The organism is Pseudorhodoferax soli (assembly GCF_003337555.1).
GTDB classification, from domain to species: Bacteria; Pseudomonadota; Gammaproteobacteria; order Burkholderiales; family Burkholderiaceae_C; genus Pseudorhodoferax; species Pseudorhodoferax soli.
On record NZ_QPJK01000005.1, the window covers coordinates 75,063 to 90,624 of the forward strand.

Consider the following 15,562-nt stretch of genomic DNA (forward strand, 5'->3'; position numbering starts at 1 on the left):
GGGCGTGGGCCGGGCGCCTTTCGGCGCCCCGGCATCTTCAGCGTCGCACCTGCAGCGACCCAGGATTCACGATGTTGGTGGGTGTGCCGCGGATGTAGTTCAGCACGTTGTCGAAAGCGGCGTTGAAGTACATCTCGTAGCTTTGCAGTTCCACATAGCCGATGTGCGGCGTGCAGATGCAGTTCTCCAGGCGCAGCAAAGCATGGCCCTGCAGGATGGGCTCGCTTTCGAACACATCGACGGCAGCCATGCCGGGCCGGCCGCGGTTGAGGCCGGCCAGCAGCGCATCCGGCTCGATGAGTTCGGCACGCGAGGTGTTGACCAGCAAAGAGGTCGGTTTCATGCGCGCCAGGTCGTCGAGCTTGACGATGCCGCGCGTCTCCTCGTTGAGGCGCAGGTGCAGCGACAGCACGTCGCTGTTGGCGAACAGATCGTCCTGGCTGGCCGCAATCTGGTGGCCGTCTGCCAGCGCACGCTCGCACGAGCCGGCGCGTCCCCAGACCAGCACGCGCATGCCGAAAGCCCGCGCGTAGGTGCTGACGATCTGGCCGATGCGGCCGTAGCCGAAGATGCCCATGGTGCGCTCGCGCAGCACCGTGCCCAGCCCGAAGTTGGGCGGCATGGAAGCGGTCTTCATGCCGGATTGCTGCCACGCACCATGCTTGAGGTTGCCGATGTACTGCGGCAGGCGGCGCGTGGCCGCCATGATCAGTGCCCAGGTCAGTTCAGCGGGCGCCACCGGCGAGCCCACGCCTTCGGCCACGGCCACACCGCGTTCGGTGCATGCGGCCACATCGATGTGCGGGCCGACGCGCCCGGTCTGGGCGATCAGCTTGAGGCGGGGAAGTTTCTCGATCAGCGCCCGGTTCAGGTGGGTGCGTTCGCGGATCAGCACCAGGATGTCCGCGTCGCGCAGCCGGACCGACAACTGCCCCAGGCCCTTCACGGTATTGGTGTAGACCTTGGCCGCATAGGGTTCGAGCTTGGCTGCGCATTCGAGCTTGCGCACCGCGTCCTGGTAGTCGTCGAGGATCACAATGTTCATGCGGCCATTGTGCCTCGCGCACCCACGGCGCCCGGGCAGCAGCGGGTGTGCGCCCGCGCGGAGTGCGGCCTCGGCGCCGCGCAGTCAGTGCCGTGCGGACGCGGATTCCACTGCGGCCAGGCGGTCCAGTTCGGCGCACACATCGGCCATGCGGCCGGAGATCACCATGCGGCCTGCCGCGGTGCGGGGTTGGTGTGGCTCGAGCACGCGCAACACGCGCAGGGCCGGTGTGGGGCGCGCCACGGCGGGCACCGACTGCAGCGACCGGCGGCGCAGCCGCTGCTGCAGGCGCCCCGCCAGCCGCGGACCGAATTCTTCAAACCACTGCGGCAACCGGGCCACGCGCACGGCGGTCAGCATTGCGATTCCCATTTCAAACTCCTTCCGTCCATCGGGCGGATTGGGGCAGGATTGATGAAAGGCACAGCACCAGGGTTGCCACGCGCTGCGCGGCGGACGCCCGCCACCTGGCACTGTGCGGACAGGCTTGCGGCCTACATCAGCATGGTGTTGCGGATCAGCCCGACGGCCAGGCCTTCGATCTCGAAGGGGTCGCCGGGCTCCACGAAGATGGTGGGGTAGTCGGGGTTCTCGGGATGCAGTTCGATGCTCTCGGCGGTGCGCTTGTAGCGCTTGACGGTGACATCGTCGCCGAGCCGGGCCACGACGATCTGGCCGTTCTTGGCGTCCTTGGTGGCGCGCACGGCGAGCAGGTCGCCGTCCATGATGCCGGCGTCGCGCATGGACATGCCGCGCACCCGCAGCAGGTAATCCGGCTTGTGCTGGAACAGGCTGCTTTCCACGTAGTAGGTCTGGTCTACGTGCTCCTGCGCGAGGATGGGCGAGCCCGCCGCCACGCGGCCGACGAGTGGAAGGGCCAGCTGCGCCAGTTCCTGCAGGGGCAGCGTGAACTGCTTGCTGCGGCGTTCGTTGACCGAGCGCAGCATGTCGCTGCGCAGGCGGATGCCGCGCGAGGTGCCGCTCACGAGTTCGATGACGCCCTTGCGCGCCAGGGCTTGCAGATGTTCTTCCGCGGCGTTGGCGGACTTGAAGCCCAGTTCGGCGGCGATCTCTGCACGCGTGGGGGGGGCGCCGGCGTTCGCGATGGCGGCCTGGATCAGTTCCAGGATCTGTTGTTGGCGTGCCGTGAGCTTGGCCGGAAATGCAGAAGAGGCGTCTGACATGGCAGTTCCTTGTGCGACGTGGTATAGCTACCCGGTGGCTGGATGACACAGAGGTCTGTGTAAATTTCCAGTACCTGTATTTTCAATCAGTTTCTACCAGCATGCAAGCACCACACGCATTTCCAGGGGCATCCCCGCGCACATTGCTCGTCCTCGGCTCCGGTGGAACCATCGCCGGACTCGCGCCGCGCGCGGGCGACACGCTGGACTACCAGGCGGCTCAGGTCGGTGTGGCGCAACTGCTGGCTGGCGTCGACGCGCCGCCCGGCTGCGTACTGCAGGTCGAGCAGGTGGCCCAGGTCGACAGCAAGGACATGGACGCCACGGTGTGGCTGCTGCTGGCGCAGCGCTGCGCCGAGGCACTCGTGCGCGAGAGCGTGCAGGGCATCGTGATCACGCACGGCACCGACACGCTGGAGGAGACGGCCTATTTCCTGCAGGCGGTGCTGGCGCCGGCCAAGCCGGTGGTGTTCGCCTGCGCGATGCGGCCTGCCAACGCGGCCATGCCGGACGGCCCGCAGAACCTCCGCGATGCACTGGCCGTCGCGGCGCAACCGGGTGCGCGCGGTGTCGTGGCCGTCTGCGCCGGCGCGGTCCACGCGGCGACCGATGTGCGCAAGGTGCACAGCTACCGCCTGGATGCGTTCAGCTCGGGTGACGCGGGCCCGCTGGGCTATGTGGAGGCGGGCGCCTTGCGCCAGCTGCGGGGCTGGCCGCATGCCGTGCCCACGACGGGGCTGCTGGCGCGGCTGCCGTCCACGCCACAGGCATGGCCACGCGTGGAGATCGTTTTCAGCCACGCAGGCGCGGGTGGCGCGGGCGTCGATGCACTGGTGCGCGACGGTACGCGCGGCATCGTGGTCGCTGCAACCGGCAACGGCAGCGTGCACCAAGCGCTCGAGGCGGCCTTGCTGCGTGCTCAGGCGGCCGGCGTCCGCGTGCTGCGGGCCAGCCGTTGCGAGCAGGGGCGGGTGTTGGGAGGGGAGGGCGACGCGCTGGCTGGGGCTGGAGCGCTGTCGCCGGTCAAGGCGCGGATCCAGCTGCAGCTGGAGCTGCTGGGTACCTGAATCAGGCGGCCAGGGCCGCGAGTGCGCGCGCGGTAATCTCGTCCACGCTGCCGGTGCCGTCGATCCTGCGGTACTTGGGTGCGTGGGCCGGATCGTCCTTGGACCACTGGGTGTAGTAGTCGATCAGCGGGCGGGTTTGCGCGCTGTACACATCCAGCCGCTTGGTGACGGTGGCTTCACTGTCGTCCTCGCGCTGCACCAGCGGCTCGCCCGTCACGTCGTCCAGCCCTTCGACCTTGGGCGGATTGAAGCGCACGTGGTAGACGCGGCCCGAGGTCGGGTGGGAGCGCCGGCCGCTCATGCGTTCGATGATGGCGTCGAAGGGCACGTCGATCTCGAGCACGAAGTCGAGCTTCACACCGGCCGCCTTCATGGCGTCGGCCTGGGGAATGGTGCGCGGGAAGCCGTCGAACAGGAAGCCCTTGGCGCAATCGGGCTGGGCGATGCGTTCCTTCACCAGGCCGATGATGATGTCGTCGCTCACCAGCGCACCCGAATCCATGACCGACTTGGCCTGCAAGCCCAGCGGCGTGCCGGCCTTGACGGCAGCGCGCAGCATGTCGCCGGTGGAAATCTGTGGAATCCCGAACTGCTTGCAGATGAACGTGGCTTGCGTGCCTTTGCCGGCGCCTGGCGCGCCCAACAGAATCAGTCTCATGGATGTCCTCGGATTGCTTGTAGATATTGGCGGCAGCGCTGACAGCGCGCAGGCTGTCGCAGTGCTTCTCCGTCAAAGGATAGCATGCACCCCGGAGAGCTCAGTCCCCGGCGCAACAGTTCGTCAAAACAGCCGGCGGACGCGTTCCAGGTCTTGTGCCGTGTCCACGCCCGGGCCTGGTGCGTGCTCGGTCACATGCACTGCAATCTGGTGGCCATGCCACATGGCCCGCAGCTGTTCGAGTGCTTCGGTCTGCTCGATCGGTGCCTGCGACAACGTGGGAAAGCTGCGCAGGAAACCGGCGCGGTAGCCGTAGATGCCCACATGCCGCAGCGGGGCCGGTTGCGGCAGTGCGTTGACGCCGTCGGCAAAGCCATCGCGCCACCATGGAATCGGCGCGCGGCTGAAGTACAGGGCCCGCCCGCGGGCGTCGCACACGACCTTGACCACGTTGGGATTGCGCAGGTCTTCCACGCTGTCGATGGCGTGGCCTGCCGTGCTCATGCTGGCTTCGGGATGCTGGTGCAGCAGTTCGGCCACGGCGTCGATCAGCGGCGGCGCGATCAGCGGCTCGTCACCCTGCACGTTGACCACGAGGTCGTCGCCGTCCAGGCCCAGCAGCGCGCAGGCCTCGGCCAGGCGGTCGCTGCCGGAGACGTGGTCGTCGCGCGTCAGGATGGCTTCCACGCCATGGGCGGCACAGGCCTGCATGATCTTGTCGCTGTCGCAGGCGACCACGGTGCGGGTGGCGCGCGAGCGCATCGCACGCTGCGCCACGCGCACCACCATGGGCGCATCGCCCAGCGCTGCGAGCGGCTTGTTGGGCAGGCGTGTGGAGGCCAGGCGCGCCGGGATCAGGACGGTGAAGCCGGGGATCGAACCTTCGCGTTGCGGAGCCCCGTGGGACGGTCCGGCGGTGCTCACAGGCCCAGTTCCTCGTCGCTCAGCGTGCGGGCTTCGTTCTCCAGCAGGATGGGAATACCGTCGCGCACGGGGTAGGCCAGCCGTGCACTGCGCGAGACCAGCTCCTGGCGTTCGCGCTCGTACTGCAGTGGGCCCTTGGTGACGGGGCAGACGAGCAGTTCCAGAAGCTTGCTGTCCATGGGATCGAGGTGAGGCTGTCGAAAGGGCGCTATGGTACCCGGGGCGACCGCAGTGCCGCGAGCCCCGCATCCAGCGCCTGCCAGGCACCGGCATCGAGTTCCACGCGCAGCGGCACAGCCCAGGCGCCCGGGTGCCGTGCCCACAGCTTGACCGCATCTTTCTCGGTGCAGAGCCAGACGGCTGGCGCATCGGCAGGCGGTTGCCAACCTTCGAAATCCTGGTGGTCGGCCAGCGGCAGCTCCTGCAGCCGGCGCAGCCCAGCGGCGCGCAGCATGGCGAAGAAGCGCTCGGGCCGGGCGATGCCAGCCAGGGCCAACACTGGCGTTTCGACCAGGTCGGCCAGGGCCAGGCGCGCGCCATCGGCCCGCTGTGCGTGCGCGGCCAGCGTGCGGCAGGCACGAAAGCCTGCGAACGCCGGCTGCTCGCCGCTGTGCAGCACGAGATCCGCGGCGCGCGGCCAGGGCTCGCGCAGCGGCCCCGCCGGCAGCAGCCAGCCGTTTCCGACACCGCGGTCGTCGAACACGCAGACCTCCAGGTCGCGCGCCAGCGCGAGGTGCTGCAGGCCGTCGTCGCACAGCAGCAGATCGGTCTCGGGATGCCGGGCCAGCAGCGCCTGGCCGGCCTCGGCCCGGCGGGACGCCACGAACACGGGCACGCCGCAGTGCCGGCGGATCAGCGCGGGTTCGTCGCCCACCTCTTGCGCCATGCTGTCGGGCAGCACCTCGCGGCAATCGCGCGTGCTGCGGCCGTAGCCACGCGAGAGCACGCCCACGCGCCAGCCCTGCGCTTGCAGGCGCTGCACCAGAGCCATGGCCACCGGCGTCTTGCCCGAGCCGCCGGCCACGACGTTGCCGACCACCAGCACCGGGACCGGCAGCCGCGTGCTGCGCCGCAGCCCGCTGCGGTAGAGCCCGCGGCGCAGCCCGGTCACGGCCGCGTAAAGCAGCGACAGCGGCCACAGTGGCCAGGCCAGGGCGCGCGACAGCCACAGCCGCGGCAGCAGCGCAGAGAGCCAGCCACGCATGGTGCCGGCCGGCCTCAGCGCCCGCTGGCGGAACGCTGGGTGGCGAAGGTCAGTTGCTGCAGCCCCGCGCGCCGCGCCGCGTCCATGGCCGTGATGACGGCCTGGTGCGGCGTGCTCGCATCGGCGCTGATGACGACGATGGGCTCCTGCACGCCCTTGGTGGCGCTCAGCAAGGCCTGCACCAGCAGCTCCACGCTGCGGCCCTCGAGCGCCTGGCGGTCGATGGCATAGCGGCCGTCGGCAGCGATCGACACCACCACCTCGCGCGGACGTTCGCGCTGCGCCTCGGCATTGGCCAGGGGCAGTCGGACCTGCAGTTCGGCGTACTTGCTGTAGGTGGTGGACAGCATCAGGAAGATCAGCACGACGAGCAACACGTCGATGAACGGGATCAGGTTGATCTCGGGCTCTTCCGTCCCGCGGCGGCGGAAGTTCATGCGCTCTTGCGCAGGCCGTTGAGGTGGCGCGCGAAGCGCTCGCCCGACAACTCCAGCGTCAGCAGGTAGCCGTCGACGCGGGCCCGGAAGTAGCGCCAAAAAATCAGCGAGGGGATCGCCACGATCAGCCCGAACGCCGTGTTGTACAGCGCGATCGAAATGCCCTGCGCCAGCTGCGCCGGATTGCCGGCGGCGCCAGCTGCGGCACCCGGCTGGGAGCCGAAGATCTCGATCATGCCGATCACCGTGCCGAGCAGGCCCAGCAGCGGCGCTGCCGAAGCGATGGTGGCCAGCGCCGTGAGGTACTTCTCGAGCCGGTGCGCCACGGCACGCCCGGTGCTCTCGATGCTGGAGCGCAGGTCGTCTTCGCTGCAGCGCGGGTTGCTGTGCAGCGCACGCAGCCCGCTGGCCAGCACCTCGCCCAGGGCCGAGTTCTGCGCCAGCTGCGCCACGATGCCCGGTTCGGGCACGGACTTCTGCGACACCGTGATGGCCTCCTCCAGCAGCTTGGGCGGGACGATGCGGCGGGCATGGAGGTTGATGAAACGTTCGATGACGAGGGCCAAGGCCAGTACCGAGCACGCAATCAGAGGCCAGATCGGCCAACCGGCGGCTTGTATGATCGAAAACAAGAGCAAATCTCCCCTGGCAATGGAACGCCGCGCGGATTATGGCGCAGTGTTTTTCGGCCGCCACGCGCGCCGTGCACGCCAGCTGTGTCTGTCGGCGTCCGTCGGACAGTACCCACAGGAGATGTGGATAACTTTGTGAAGAACTCTGTTCCGTGCGGCCGAAACCCAGCACTGGCGCGGCTCTTTGACACTTTGATTAAAACGCAGGCACAAAAAATACCAATGAAATCAAGGGCCTTCTAAATGCATGCTGGGCGTAACGGGTGCCTGGGGCAGACTACGGGGCAGATCGGCGCCGCTGTGGAGTATTCGTCCGCCGAATGCTGTACTGCAGCAAAGGCCGTCCCATGCAGGCACCGCTGAAGCCAGCAATGGCGCCGCTTGTCTGGCAGGTTGGGGCGCTGTGCCGCGCCATTGCTGGGGCTTTGGAACAGAAGTTCAATCCTGTCGCGGTTCGCGGCGAGATTTCGGGCTTCTCGCGCGCATCCAGCGGGCATTGCTACTTCCAGATCAAGGATGGGCAAGGCCAGATCCGCTGTGCGATGTTCCGCCGCGCAGCCGCCCTGGTCGATTTTTCGCCGCGTGATGGCGACCTGGTGGAATTGCGGGGCCGTCTGTCGGTCTATGAGGCGCGCGGCGACCTGCAACTGGTCGTCGAGAGCCTGCAGCGCGCCGGCGCCGGGGCGCTGATGGAGCAGTTCCTGCGCCTCAAAGCCCGCCTGGAGGCCGAAGGCCTCTTCGACGCGGCGCGCAAGCGCCCGTTGCCCGCCCTGCCACGCGGCATCGGCCTCGTGACCTCCCCGGGCGCGGCAGCCCTGCACGACGTGGTCACCGCGCTGCGGCGACGCCTTCCCCATGTGCCCGTGCTGCTGGCACCGGCGTCGGTGCAGGGTGCCGAGGCGCCGGCCGATCTGGTGCGCGCGCTGCAGCGGCTGTACGCGCATGCGCGCGACGGTGCGGACCAGCCCATCGACCTCATCCTGCTGGTGCGCGGCGGCGGTTCGGTCGAAGACCTGTGGGCCTTCAACGACGAGGCGCTGGCGCGCTGCATTGTGCAAAGCCCCGTGCCGCTGGTCAGCGGCGTCGGCCACGAGACCGACTTCAGCATCGCCGACTTCGTGGCCGACCTGCGCGCGCCCACCCCCACAGCCGCTGCCGAACTGGCGGCGCAGCCGCGCGAGGTGTGGCTGGCCCTGCTGGACGGCATGGCCAACCGCCTGCACGACGCCGCCATGCGCAACCTGGACCAGCTCGCCCAGCGGCTGGACCAAACCGCGGCCCGGCTCGGCCGCCCGTCGCAAGGGGCCGGCCGCCAGCGCCTGCACCTGGCCCAACTCGAACAACGGCTGCAGCATGGGCTGGCCACGCAGCTTGCGCAGCGGCGCCATCGCCTGGATGTGCAGCAACCGCGGCTGCGCGCCGCCGTGCAGGGCCGCGCCCAGCAGGCGCGCCAGGCCCTGGCCCATGCCGCCCGCGGGCTCGAACTGCTGGATCCGCGCGTGGTGCTGCAGCGCGGCTACACCTGGCTCACCGACGCGTCGGGCAGCACCGTCACCAGCGTGGCGCAGCTGACCGAAGGCGCTGCCGTGCGCGCTACCCTGGCCGACGGCGAGGCCGATCTGCAGGTCACGAAGACCGGTCGCGTTTAATTCCTACAATGCCGCGTCCCCCGAGACCCCATCATTTCTCCAACCCACCCACGAGGAAAGAACATGGAACACAAGCTGCCTGAACTGCCGTACGCGATCGACGCACTGGCGCCGCACTACTCCAAGGAGACGCTGGAGTACCACCATGGCAAGCACCACAACGCTTACGTCGTGAACCTGAACAACCTGCAGAAGGGCACGGAGTTCGAGAACATGACGCTGGAAGAGATCGTCAAGAAGTCCAGCGGCGGCATCTACAACAACGCGGCCCAGATCTGGAACCACACCTTCTTCTGGAATTGCATGAAGCCCGCCGGCGGTGGCGAGCCCAGCGGCAAGCTGGCCGACGCCATCAACGCCAAGTGGGGCAGCTACGCCTCGTTCAAGGAAGCCTTCGTCAAGTCGGCCGTGGGCAACTTCGGATCGGGCTGGACCTGGCTGGTGAAGAAGGCCGACGGCTCCGTCGACATCGTCAACACCGGCGCTGCCGGCACGCCGCTGACCACCGCCGACAAGGCGCTGCTCACCGTCGACGTCTGGGAACACGCCTACTACATCGACTACCGCAACCTGCGTCCCAAGTTCGTCGAGACCTTCCTCGACAAGCTGGTGAACTGGGAGTTCGCGCAGGCCAACTTCGCCTGAACGACACGCCCCTGTGCGTCAGAAAAAAGCCCCGCATCGCGGGGCTTTTTCGTTGGCGTCAGATGCGTCCCATCAGCAGCAGGATCACGACGACCAGGACCACCAGGCCCAGTCCGCCGCTCGGCACATAACCCCAGTTGCGGCTGTGCGGCCAGGACGGCAGGGCGCCGATCAGCAGCAGGATCAGCACGATCAGCAGAATGGTCGAAATGGTCATGGTCGTTCCCCTCTTGGATGGTTGGTGTGGGCACATCTTGGATGCCCGTTGTTGCGGCGTCCGCCGGTCCGCGGCGCGACAACCGGTGAGGGTTTTCCTACGGTAGACCTGCGGTCTTCTTGCCTACAGTGCGGCGACCTTTTTCACCGCCCCGACCGAGGACTGAACCCATGACCGACCGCCGCCTTTTCCTGGCCCGTTCCGCCGCCGCGCTTGCCACGGTCGCCGCGCCCGCCGTGCTGCGCGCGCAGGCCTATCCGACCCGGCCGATCCGCTACATCTGCCCCTGGCCTGCGGGCGGCTCCACCGATGCCGTGATCCGCTCTCTGGCCGAGAGCGCGGGCCGCACGCTGGGCACCACCATCATCGTGGACAACAAGCCGGGCGCAGGCGGCACGCTGGGTGCGGTCGAGCTGGTCAATGCCAAGCCCGACGGCTACGTGGTGTCGCAACTGCCGCACGGTGTGTTCCGCATCCCGCACATGCAGAAGGTGTCGTTCGACGTCATGAAGGACTTCACCTGGATCGCCTGCCTGACCGGCTACACCTTCGGGCTGGTGGTGCCGTCGAGTTCACCGATCAAGACCATCAAGGACTACGTGGACTATGCCAAGGCCAACCCGGAGAAGCTGAGCTACGGGCACACCGGTGCCGGCACCAGCCCGCACCTGGCGATGGAGGAGTTCGCGCAGCGGGCAGGCATCAAGCTCATGAACGTGCCGTACAAGGGCAACGCGGACAACATGCTGGGGCTGCTGGGCGGGCACGTGATGTCGGCCAGCGACGCGACCGGCTGGGGGCCGTATGTGGAGTCCGGCAAGTTCCGGTTGCTGGCCACCTACGGCAGCAAGCGCACCAAGCGCTGGCCCGATGTGCCCACGCTGGACGAGCTGGGCTACCAGACCGTGTCGGATTCGCCGTTCGGCGTGTGCGGCCCCAAGGGCATGGACCCGGCCATCGTGCGCACGCTGCACGACGCCTTCCGCAAGACATTGGAAGACCCGGCCGTGCTCGCCACCTTCGACAAGTTCGACCAGACCATCATCTACAAGAACACCGAGGACTACACGCGCTTCGCCCGCGAGAGCTATGCGGCCGAGAAAGCGACGATCGAGCGGCTCGGCCTGGCGGCCAAGAGCTGATCAGAGCTTGGCCAGCCGGTCCAAGGCGGTGCGCAGCGTGGCGTCTTCCTTGGCGTAGCAAAAGCGCACCACGCGCTGGTCGAAGCTGTCGGCATAGAAGGCCGACAGCGGGATCGCGGCCACGCCGATCTCGGTCGTGAGCCACTGGCAGAACTCGGCCTCGGGCAATTCGCTGACGGCCGAGATGTCCACGCACTGGAAGAAGCTGCCTTCGCTCGGCAGCAGCTTGAAGCGCGTCTTGGCCTGCAGCCCCTCGCGGAACAGATCGCGCTTGGCCTGGTAGAACGCCGGCAGCGCGAGGTAGCGCCCGGGTTCTGCCATGTAGCGCGCCAGGCCGTGCTGCACGGGCGTGTTGACCGTGAACACGTTGAACTGGTGCACCTTGCGGAACTCGGCCGTCAGCGCCGCCGGCGCAGCCACCACGCCGACCTTCCAGCCCGTCACGTGGTAGGTCTTGCCGAAGCTGGAGACCACGAAGGCGCGCGCGGCCAGACCCGGGAAGCGTGCCGCGCTCTCGTGGGCGCGGCCGTCGTAGACCATGTGCTCGTAGACCTCGTCGCTGATCAGGAACACGTCGGTGGGCGCCAGCAGGTCCTCCAGCCGCTGCATGTCGGCTGCCGACCAGATCGTGGCGCTGGGGTTGTGCGGCGAGTTGACGAGGATGGCGCGCGTGCGCGGCGTCATCGCCGCGGCGATCTTGTCGAAGTCCGGCCGGAAGGTACCCGGCACCAGTGGCACGCGCACCACGGTGCCGCCCGCCAGTTCGATGTTCGGGATGTAGCTGTCGTAGCAGGGCTCGAGCACGATCACTTCGTCGCCCGGCCGCACGATGGCCAGGATCGCCGTCAGGATCGCCTGGGTGGCGCCCGCCGTGATGGTGATCTCGTCCTGCGCGCTGTAGCGCTTGCCGTGCAGCGCTTCGATCTTGGCGGCCACGGCCTCGCGCAGCGGCAACACCCCGGCCATGGGCGGGTACTGGTTCAGGCCTTCGCGCATGGCCTGGTCGACGGCATCGACGAGCAGGGGGTCGCAGGCGAAATCGGGGAAGCCCTGGCCCAGGTTCACCGCGTTCTTCTCGGTCGCGAGGGCCGACATGACGGTGAAGATGGTGGTGCCGACCTTGGGCAGCTTGCTCTGGATCGTGGGGGTGCGGGGTGCGATCGACATGGCGATGGAACAGGAGAAGAAGGGGTGGGTCAGAGCTCGTAGTCGTTGGCCTGGCCGGACATGGCCTTGGCCACCAGGTTGCGGTCCAGCCGGTCGCTGAGCAACTCGGCGAAGCGGTAGACGAAGTTGCGCAGGTAGGCGCCGCGCTTGAAGGCCACGCGCGCCACGTTCATGCCGAACAGCTGGCCCATGGGGCGCGACACCAGGTCGCCGCCGGTGTCGTCGCGCACCGCCATCTCGGCCACGATGCCCAGGCCCAGGCCCAGGCGCACATAGGTCTTGATCACGTCCGAGTCGATCGCCTCCAGCGCGATGCGCGGTGTCAGGTGGCGCTGCGCGAAGGCGTGGTCCACGCGCGTGCGGCCCGTGAAGGAGGGGTGGTAGGTGATGATGGGCTCGGTCGCGATGTCTTCCAGCGTGAGCCGTTCCTTGGCCGCCAGTGGATGCTCCTTGGGCAGCACCAGCACGTGCTGCCATTCATAGCAGGGCAGGGTCAGCAGCTCGGTGTAATTGGACAGCGATTCCGTCGCGATGCCGATCTCGGCCACTTCATCGATCAGCATGCGCGCCACCTGGTCGGGCGCGCCCTGGTGCAGGCTCACGTTGACCTTGGGGTAGGCCTCACGCAGCTTGGCAACCGGCACCGGCAGCACGTAGCGCGCTTGCGTGTGGGTGGTGGCGATCGACAGCGTGCCGCTGTCCTCGGCGCTGAACTGCTCGCCGATGCGTTTCAGGTTGCCCACCTCGCGCATGATCAATTCGATGCTGCGCAGCACATGCTGGCCGGGTTCGGTGATGCGCTTCAAGCGTTTGCCGTGGCGCGCGAAGATCTCGATGCCGAGTTCCTCTTCGAGCTCGATGATGGCCTTGGAGACCCCGGGCTGCGAGGTGTGCAAGGCCTTGGCCGCCTCGGTGAGGTTCAGGTTGCGCCGTGCGGCTTCCTGGACGAAACGGAACTGGTGCAAATTCATAATGATTTCGCCTAACGACGAGCTTCATTATGTCGCAATCATCTATAGAGCCGCGATGTCCGCGAACAGGTCCAGTGCGCTGGGGTGCTCACCAACGGGTGGCAGCACGGCAATGCTGAGTTGGGGGCAGCGCTCTTGCAGGGCGTGCACCAAAGCAGGGAGGTCTTCGCGCGCATGCCGCCCCATCCCGAGGAACATGGGCAGCACGCGCAACTCGGTCACGCCCAGGCCCACGAGCTCCGCGCAGGCGCTGTCGAAATCGGGCTCGCACAGTTCCAGGTAGGCGCAGCGCACCACCGGCGCGCCGGGCCGGGCCGCGATGCGCGCAGCCACGGCCTCGATCGGTTGGCGCCAGGCCGGGTCGCGCGAACCATGGCCGAACAGCAGAACGCCCTTCATCGGCGCAGCACCAGCCAGCCGAACGCCCCGAGCGAGATCGCGCTGTAGATCAACCCCGGCGCCGCAGCCGTCAGCCAGGGCTGCCAGTTCTGCAGGTTGCCGATGTAGCCGAACACGTTGTTGAGCAGGAAGAAGCTGATGCCGGCCATCACGCCGCCGAACACATAGCCTGCGATGCCGGTGTTGCGGAAGTGCAGGTAGGCGAAGGGCAGGGCCAGCACCACCATCACGACGCAGCTGATCGGATAGAACACCTTGCGCCAGAACTCGATCTCGAAGCGCTGGGCCGACTGCTGGTTGGCGTTCAGGTGCTGGATGTACTGGAACAGGTCGATGGTGCGCATGCGGTCGGGCTTGAGCAGCGCGGTCGTGACCATCTCATAGGTGATGCCGGTGTCCCAGCGCAGCTGCGGCAGCCGCTCGCGCTGCACGCTGGCCTCGTCGCCGCTGTGGCTGTAGGTGGTGCGCTGCACGCCTTGCAGCTCCCAGCCGCCAGGGGCGAAGCGCGCGCGCTCGGCCTGCACGGCGGAGCGCAGGGCATTGCGCCCGTCGAATTCGAAGATGCGCACCTGTTGCATCTGGCCATCGGCCGTCAGCGCCGCCACGTTGGCGGCGTACGAATGCTCGCGCTGCCCTTCCTTGAGCCAGGCACCGGTCTGGCCGATCGTGATGCGGCCCTGGTAGCGCGCCTTGAGCAGTTGCGCCGTGCGGTCGGTGGCCGGCGCCACGTAGTCGCCCACAGCGAAGGTCAGCACCACGAAGCCCAGGCCCAGCGCCACGAGCGTGCCCAGCGCGCGCCACGGCCCCAGGCCGCTGGTGCGCAGGATGGTGTATTCGGAACTCTGGGCGAAGCGCGCCATCACGAAGATGGTGCCGATCAACAGCGTGATCGGCAGCAGCTCGTACAGGTGGTTGGGTACCAGCAGCGTCACGTACAGCAGCGCGTGGGTCAGCTGGTAGCCGGCGGCGCCGTACTTGCCGATGTCCGACAGCTCGTCGACGAAGTCGAAGAAGAAGAACAGCGCGAGGAAGCCCAGCGTGACGAAGGCCACGGCCGTCAACTGCTCCCGGTAGATCAGGCGGCGGATGGTTTTCATGTGGCTTGCGCGGAGTCGGGCAGGGCACGGCCGCGGCGCAGCCAGGCGCGCAGGCTCAAGCGGTGGTGGCGCTGCGCCAGCGCCAGCAGCGCCAGCAGCAGCACGCCACCATGCACCAGCACGACGAAGGTCGCAAAACCGACGCGGCCGCTGGCGATCCAGCTCTGCCCCAGGTTGATCAGGTTGTAGTAGACGACGAACGCAAACAGCGACAGCACCAGGTTGCCGCTGCGCGCCGAACGCGGGTTGCCGCTGGCCAGTGCCAGCGAGAGCAACAGGAAATTGAAAGCCGCGATCGCGAACCCGATGCGCCAGGACAGCTCGGCCTGGTTCACGGACGTGGGCTCGGCCAGCAGCGCCATGGTCGACAGCGTGCGCGGGTTCACGCGCTGCGCGCCGCCGGCGTTGCTGTCGCCGATGCGCGTGCCGTACTCCTGGAACTCGGTGATGCGCAGCGATTCCTTGCCGTTGGTGGTCTCCAGCCGCTGGCCCTCGGTCAGCAGCACGAAGCGGTCGTCACCGCGGATCTCGGTGCGGGCCGCGCGAGCCGAGGTCACCGACTCCTTGCCCGCGTCCTGCGCCGACATGAACACGTTGTTCACGTTCATCGCGTCCGGCGAATCCTTGTCGACGAAGAACACGCGGCTGCCATCAGCCGACTCCTGGAACTGGCCCGGCGTCACACGCTCCACATCGCTGCGCTGCTCGAAGCGCGAGCGCAGCTCCTGGATCTGCTGGTTCGACCAGGGCCAGACCACCAGCGCCATGCTGGCCACCACCAGCAGCATCGGCCAGGCGAAGCGCAGCAGCGGCACGAACAGCCGCGCCGGCCCCTGGCCCGCGGTGAACCAGATCACCATCTCGCTGTCGCGGTACATGCGCGAGAGCGTCGCCACGCACGCCACGAACAGGCTGAGCGTGAGGATGGTGGGCAGATGGCCCAGGATGGTGTAGCCCAGCACCTGCAGCACGTCCGAGGGGTTCACGCGCCCACGCGAGGCCAGCCGCAGCGTGCTGATCAGCAGCATGGTCATCACGATGGTGATGAGGGCGACGAAGGTCGCGCCAAAGCCCCTGGCCAGCTCCTTGCGTAGGGAGGAATGGAATAACATCGCCAGCCAAAA

General features: G+C 67.8%; 19 protein-coding genes. 4 read left to right on the plus strand and 15 right to left on the minus strand.

The annotated features are described in order from the left end of the window. Positions 1 to 37: 37 nt before the first annotated feature. The 3 genes from DES41_RS18245 to lexA all read right to left on the minus strand — a co-directional run bounded on the left by DES41_RS18245 (position 38) and on the right by lexA (position 2,229). On the minus strand, positions 38 to 1,045 hold the full coding sequence (locus tag DES41_RS18245) for a D-2-hydroxyacid dehydrogenase family protein (RefSeq protein WP_114469102.1): 1,008 nt from the start codon (positions 1,043 to 1,045) through the stop codon (positions 38 to 40). An 84-nt stretch (positions 1,046 to 1,129) separates the two neighbouring features. Beyond that, a complete protein-coding gene (locus DES41_RS18250; RefSeq protein WP_147282887.1) occupies positions 1,130 to 1,417 on the minus strand; it encodes a hypothetical protein in 288 nt (95 codons plus the stop codon). 122 nt (positions 1,418 to 1,539) lie between these two features. Then, positions 1,540 to 2,229 carry a transcriptional repressor LexA gene (gene lexA, locus DES41_RS18255; RefSeq protein WP_114469104.1) on the minus strand — a complete coding sequence of 230 codons (690 nt, stop codon included), beginning with the start codon at positions 2,227 to 2,229 and terminating at the stop codon, positions 1,540 to 1,542. 101 nt (positions 2,230 to 2,330) lie between these two features. Here lexA and DES41_RS18260 point away from each other — a divergent pair, with 101 nt between their 5' ends. After that, a complete protein-coding gene (locus DES41_RS18260; RefSeq protein WP_114469105.1) occupies positions 2,331 to 3,296 on the plus strand; it encodes an asparaginase in 966 nt (321 codons plus the stop codon). Between the two features lies 1 nt (position 3,297). On the opposite strand, the gene adk is transcribed toward DES41_RS18260, so the two are convergent. The 6 genes from adk to DES41_RS18290 all read right to left on the minus strand — a co-directional run bounded on the left by adk (position 3,298) and on the right by DES41_RS18290 (position 7,151). Beyond that, complete coding sequence (gene adk / locus DES41_RS18265; RefSeq protein WP_114469106.1) at positions 3,298 to 3,954, minus strand: adenylate kinase; 657 nt, start codon at positions 3,952 to 3,954, stop codon at positions 3,298 to 3,300. Positions 3,955 to 4,077: 123 nt separating this feature from the next. Further along, a complete protein-coding gene (kdsB, locus tag DES41_RS18270; RefSeq protein WP_114469107.1) occupies positions 4,078 to 4,878 on the minus strand; it encodes a 3-deoxy-manno-octulosonate cytidylyltransferase in 801 nt (266 codons plus the stop codon). Beyond that, positions 4,875 to 5,057, minus strand: a complete 183-nt coding sequence (locus tag DES41_RS18275) for a Trm112 family protein (RefSeq protein ID WP_056673586.1) — start codon at positions 5,055 to 5,057, stop codon at positions 4,875 to 4,877. Before DES41_RS18275 ends, kdsB begins: the two co-directional genes overlap by 4 nt. A 29-nt stretch (positions 5,058 to 5,086) precedes the next feature. Continuing rightward, the gene (gene lpxK / locus DES41_RS18280) at positions 5,087 to 6,082 is read right to left on the minus strand and encodes a tetraacyldisaccharide 4'-kinase (RefSeq protein WP_114469108.1); all 996 of its coding nucleotides are present in this window, start codon (positions 6,080 to 6,082) and stop codon (positions 5,087 to 5,089) included. Between the two features lie 14 nt (positions 6,083 to 6,096). Further along, a complete protein-coding gene (locus DES41_RS18285; protein WP_114469109.1) occupies positions 6,097 to 6,519 on the minus strand; it encodes an ExbD/TolR family protein in 423 nt (140 codons plus the stop codon). After that, positions 6,516 to 7,151, minus strand: coding sequence for a MotA/TolQ/ExbB proton channel family protein (locus DES41_RS18290; protein WP_114469110.1), 636 nt, complete (start codon positions 7,149 to 7,151; stop codon positions 6,516 to 6,518). The genes DES41_RS18285 and DES41_RS18290 overlap by 4 nt, the downstream gene beginning before the upstream one ends. A 347-nt stretch (positions 7,152 to 7,498) precedes the next feature. Here DES41_RS18290 and xseA point away from each other — a divergent pair, with 347 nt between their 5' ends. Together xseA and DES41_RS18300 are read left to right on the plus strand one after the other, a co-directional pair. Beyond that, positions 7,499 to 8,800 carry an exodeoxyribonuclease VII large subunit gene (xseA, locus tag DES41_RS18295; RefSeq protein ID WP_114469518.1) on the plus strand — a complete coding sequence of 434 codons (1,302 nt, stop codon included), beginning with the start codon at positions 7,499 to 7,501 and terminating at the stop codon, positions 8,798 to 8,800. A gap of 63 nt (positions 8,801 to 8,863) precedes the next feature. Continuing rightward, positions 8,864 to 9,445 (plus strand): Fe-Mn family superoxide dismutase, encoded by a 582-nt coding sequence (locus DES41_RS18300; RefSeq protein ID WP_114469111.1) that lies wholly within the window; start codon positions 8,864 to 8,866, stop codon positions 9,443 to 9,445. A 58-nt stretch (positions 9,446 to 9,503) separates the two neighbouring features. Here DES41_RS18300 and DES41_RS18305 read toward each other — a convergent pair whose 3' ends face one another. Continuing rightward, on the minus strand, positions 9,504 to 9,662 hold the full coding sequence (locus DES41_RS18305) for a DUF3309 family protein (RefSeq protein WP_114469112.1): 159 nt from the start codon (positions 9,660 to 9,662) through the stop codon (positions 9,504 to 9,506). A 170-nt stretch (positions 9,663 to 9,832) separates the two neighbouring features. Here DES41_RS18305 and DES41_RS18310 point away from each other — a divergent pair, with 170 nt between their 5' ends. Continuing rightward, on the plus strand, positions 9,833 to 10,804 hold the full coding sequence (locus DES41_RS18310) for a tripartite tricarboxylate transporter substrate binding protein (protein WP_114469113.1): 972 nt from the start codon (positions 9,833 to 9,835) through the stop codon (positions 10,802 to 10,804). Here DES41_RS18310 and DES41_RS18315 read toward each other — a convergent pair whose 3' ends face one another. From DES41_RS18315 to lptF, 5 genes are read right to left on the minus strand one after another with little or no spacing between them, the layout of a single operon-like run. After that, positions 10,805 to 11,971, minus strand: coding sequence for a pyridoxal phosphate-dependent aminotransferase (locus tag DES41_RS18315; RefSeq protein WP_114469114.1), 1,167 nt, complete (start codon positions 11,969 to 11,971; stop codon positions 10,805 to 10,807). Between the two features lie 29 nt (positions 11,972 to 12,000). Continuing rightward, a complete protein-coding gene (locus DES41_RS18320) occupies positions 12,001 to 12,942 on the minus strand; it encodes a CysB family HTH-type transcriptional regulator (RefSeq protein WP_114469115.1) in 942 nt (313 codons plus the stop codon). 42 nt (positions 12,943 to 12,984) lie between these two features. Next, positions 12,985 to 13,341, minus strand: coding sequence for a sirohydrochlorin chelatase (locus tag DES41_RS18325; protein WP_114469116.1), 357 nt, complete (start codon positions 13,339 to 13,341; stop codon positions 12,985 to 12,987). Then, positions 13,338 to 14,438 (minus strand): LPS export ABC transporter permease LptG, encoded by a 1,101-nt coding sequence (gene lptG, locus DES41_RS18330; protein WP_114469117.1) that lies wholly within the window; start codon positions 14,436 to 14,438, stop codon positions 13,338 to 13,340. The genes DES41_RS18325 and lptG overlap by 4 nt, the downstream gene beginning before the upstream one ends. Further along, positions 14,435 to 15,550 (minus strand): LPS export ABC transporter permease LptF, encoded by a 1,116-nt coding sequence (gene lptF / locus DES41_RS18335; RefSeq protein ID WP_114469118.1) that lies wholly within the window; start codon positions 15,548 to 15,550, stop codon positions 14,435 to 14,437. Before lptF ends, lptG begins: the two co-directional genes overlap by 4 nt. Positions 15,551 to 15,562 lie beyond the last annotated feature (12 nt).

Coding starts and splice junctions, on each gene's coding strand:
- lptG (WP_114469117.1), bottom strand. CDS start 14,438: ATGAAAACCATCCGCCGCCTGATCTACCGGGAGCAGTTGACGGCCGTG.
- lpxK (WP_114469108.1), bottom strand. CDS start 6,082: ATGCGTGGCTGGCTCTCTGCGCTGCTGCCGCGGCTGTGGCTGTCGCGC.
- adk (WP_114469106.1), bottom strand. CDS start 3,954: ATGAGACTGATTCTGTTGGGCGCGCCAGGCGCCGGCAAAGGCACGCAA.
- DES41_RS18245 (WP_114469102.1), bottom strand. CDS start 1,045: ATGAACATTGTGATCCTCGACGACTACCAGGACGCGGTGCGCAAGCTC.
- DES41_RS18275 (WP_056673586.1), bottom strand. CDS start 5,057: ATGGACAGCAAGCTTCTGGAACTGCTCGTCTGCCCCGTCACCAAGGGC.
- DES41_RS18325 (WP_114469116.1), bottom strand. CDS start 13,341: ATGAAGGGCGTTCTGCTGTTCGGCCATGGTTCGCGCGACCCGGCCTGG.
- DES41_RS18260 (WP_114469105.1), top strand. CDS start 2,331: ATGCAAGCACCACACGCATTTCCAGGGGCATCCCCGCGCACATTGCTC.
- DES41_RS18315 (WP_114469114.1), bottom strand. CDS start 11,971: ATGTCGATCGCACCCCGCACCCCCACGATCCAGAGCAAGCTGCCCAAG.
- DES41_RS18300 (WP_114469111.1), top strand. CDS start 8,864: ATGGAACACAAGCTGCCTGAACTGCCGTACGCGATCGACGCACTGGCG.
- DES41_RS18305 (WP_114469112.1), bottom strand. CDS start 9,662: ATGACCATTTCGACCATTCTGCTGATCGTGCTGATCCTGCTGCTGATC.
- xseA (WP_114469518.1), top strand. CDS start 7,499: ATGCAGGCACCGCTGAAGCCAGCAATGGCGCCGCTTGTCTGGCAGGTT.
- DES41_RS18310 (WP_114469113.1), top strand. CDS start 9,833: ATGACCGACCGCCGCCTTTTCCTGGCCCGTTCCGCCGCCGCGCTTGCC.
- DES41_RS18250 (WP_147282887.1), bottom strand. CDS start 1,417: ATGGGAATCGCAATGCTGACCGCCGTGCGCGTGGCCCGGTTGCCGCAG.
- DES41_RS18320 (WP_114469115.1), bottom strand. CDS start 12,942: ATGAATTTGCACCAGTTCCGTTTCGTCCAGGAAGCCGCACGGCGCAAC.
- lexA (WP_114469104.1), bottom strand. CDS start 2,229: ATGTCAGACGCCTCTTCTGCATTTCCGGCCAAGCTCACGGCACGCCAA.
- lptF (WP_114469118.1), bottom strand. CDS start 15,550: ATGTTATTCCATTCCTCCCTACGCAAGGAGCTGGCCAGGGGCTTTGGC.
- DES41_RS18285 (WP_114469109.1), bottom strand. CDS start 6,519: ATGAACTTCCGCCGCCGCGGGACGGAAGAGCCCGAGATCAACCTGATC.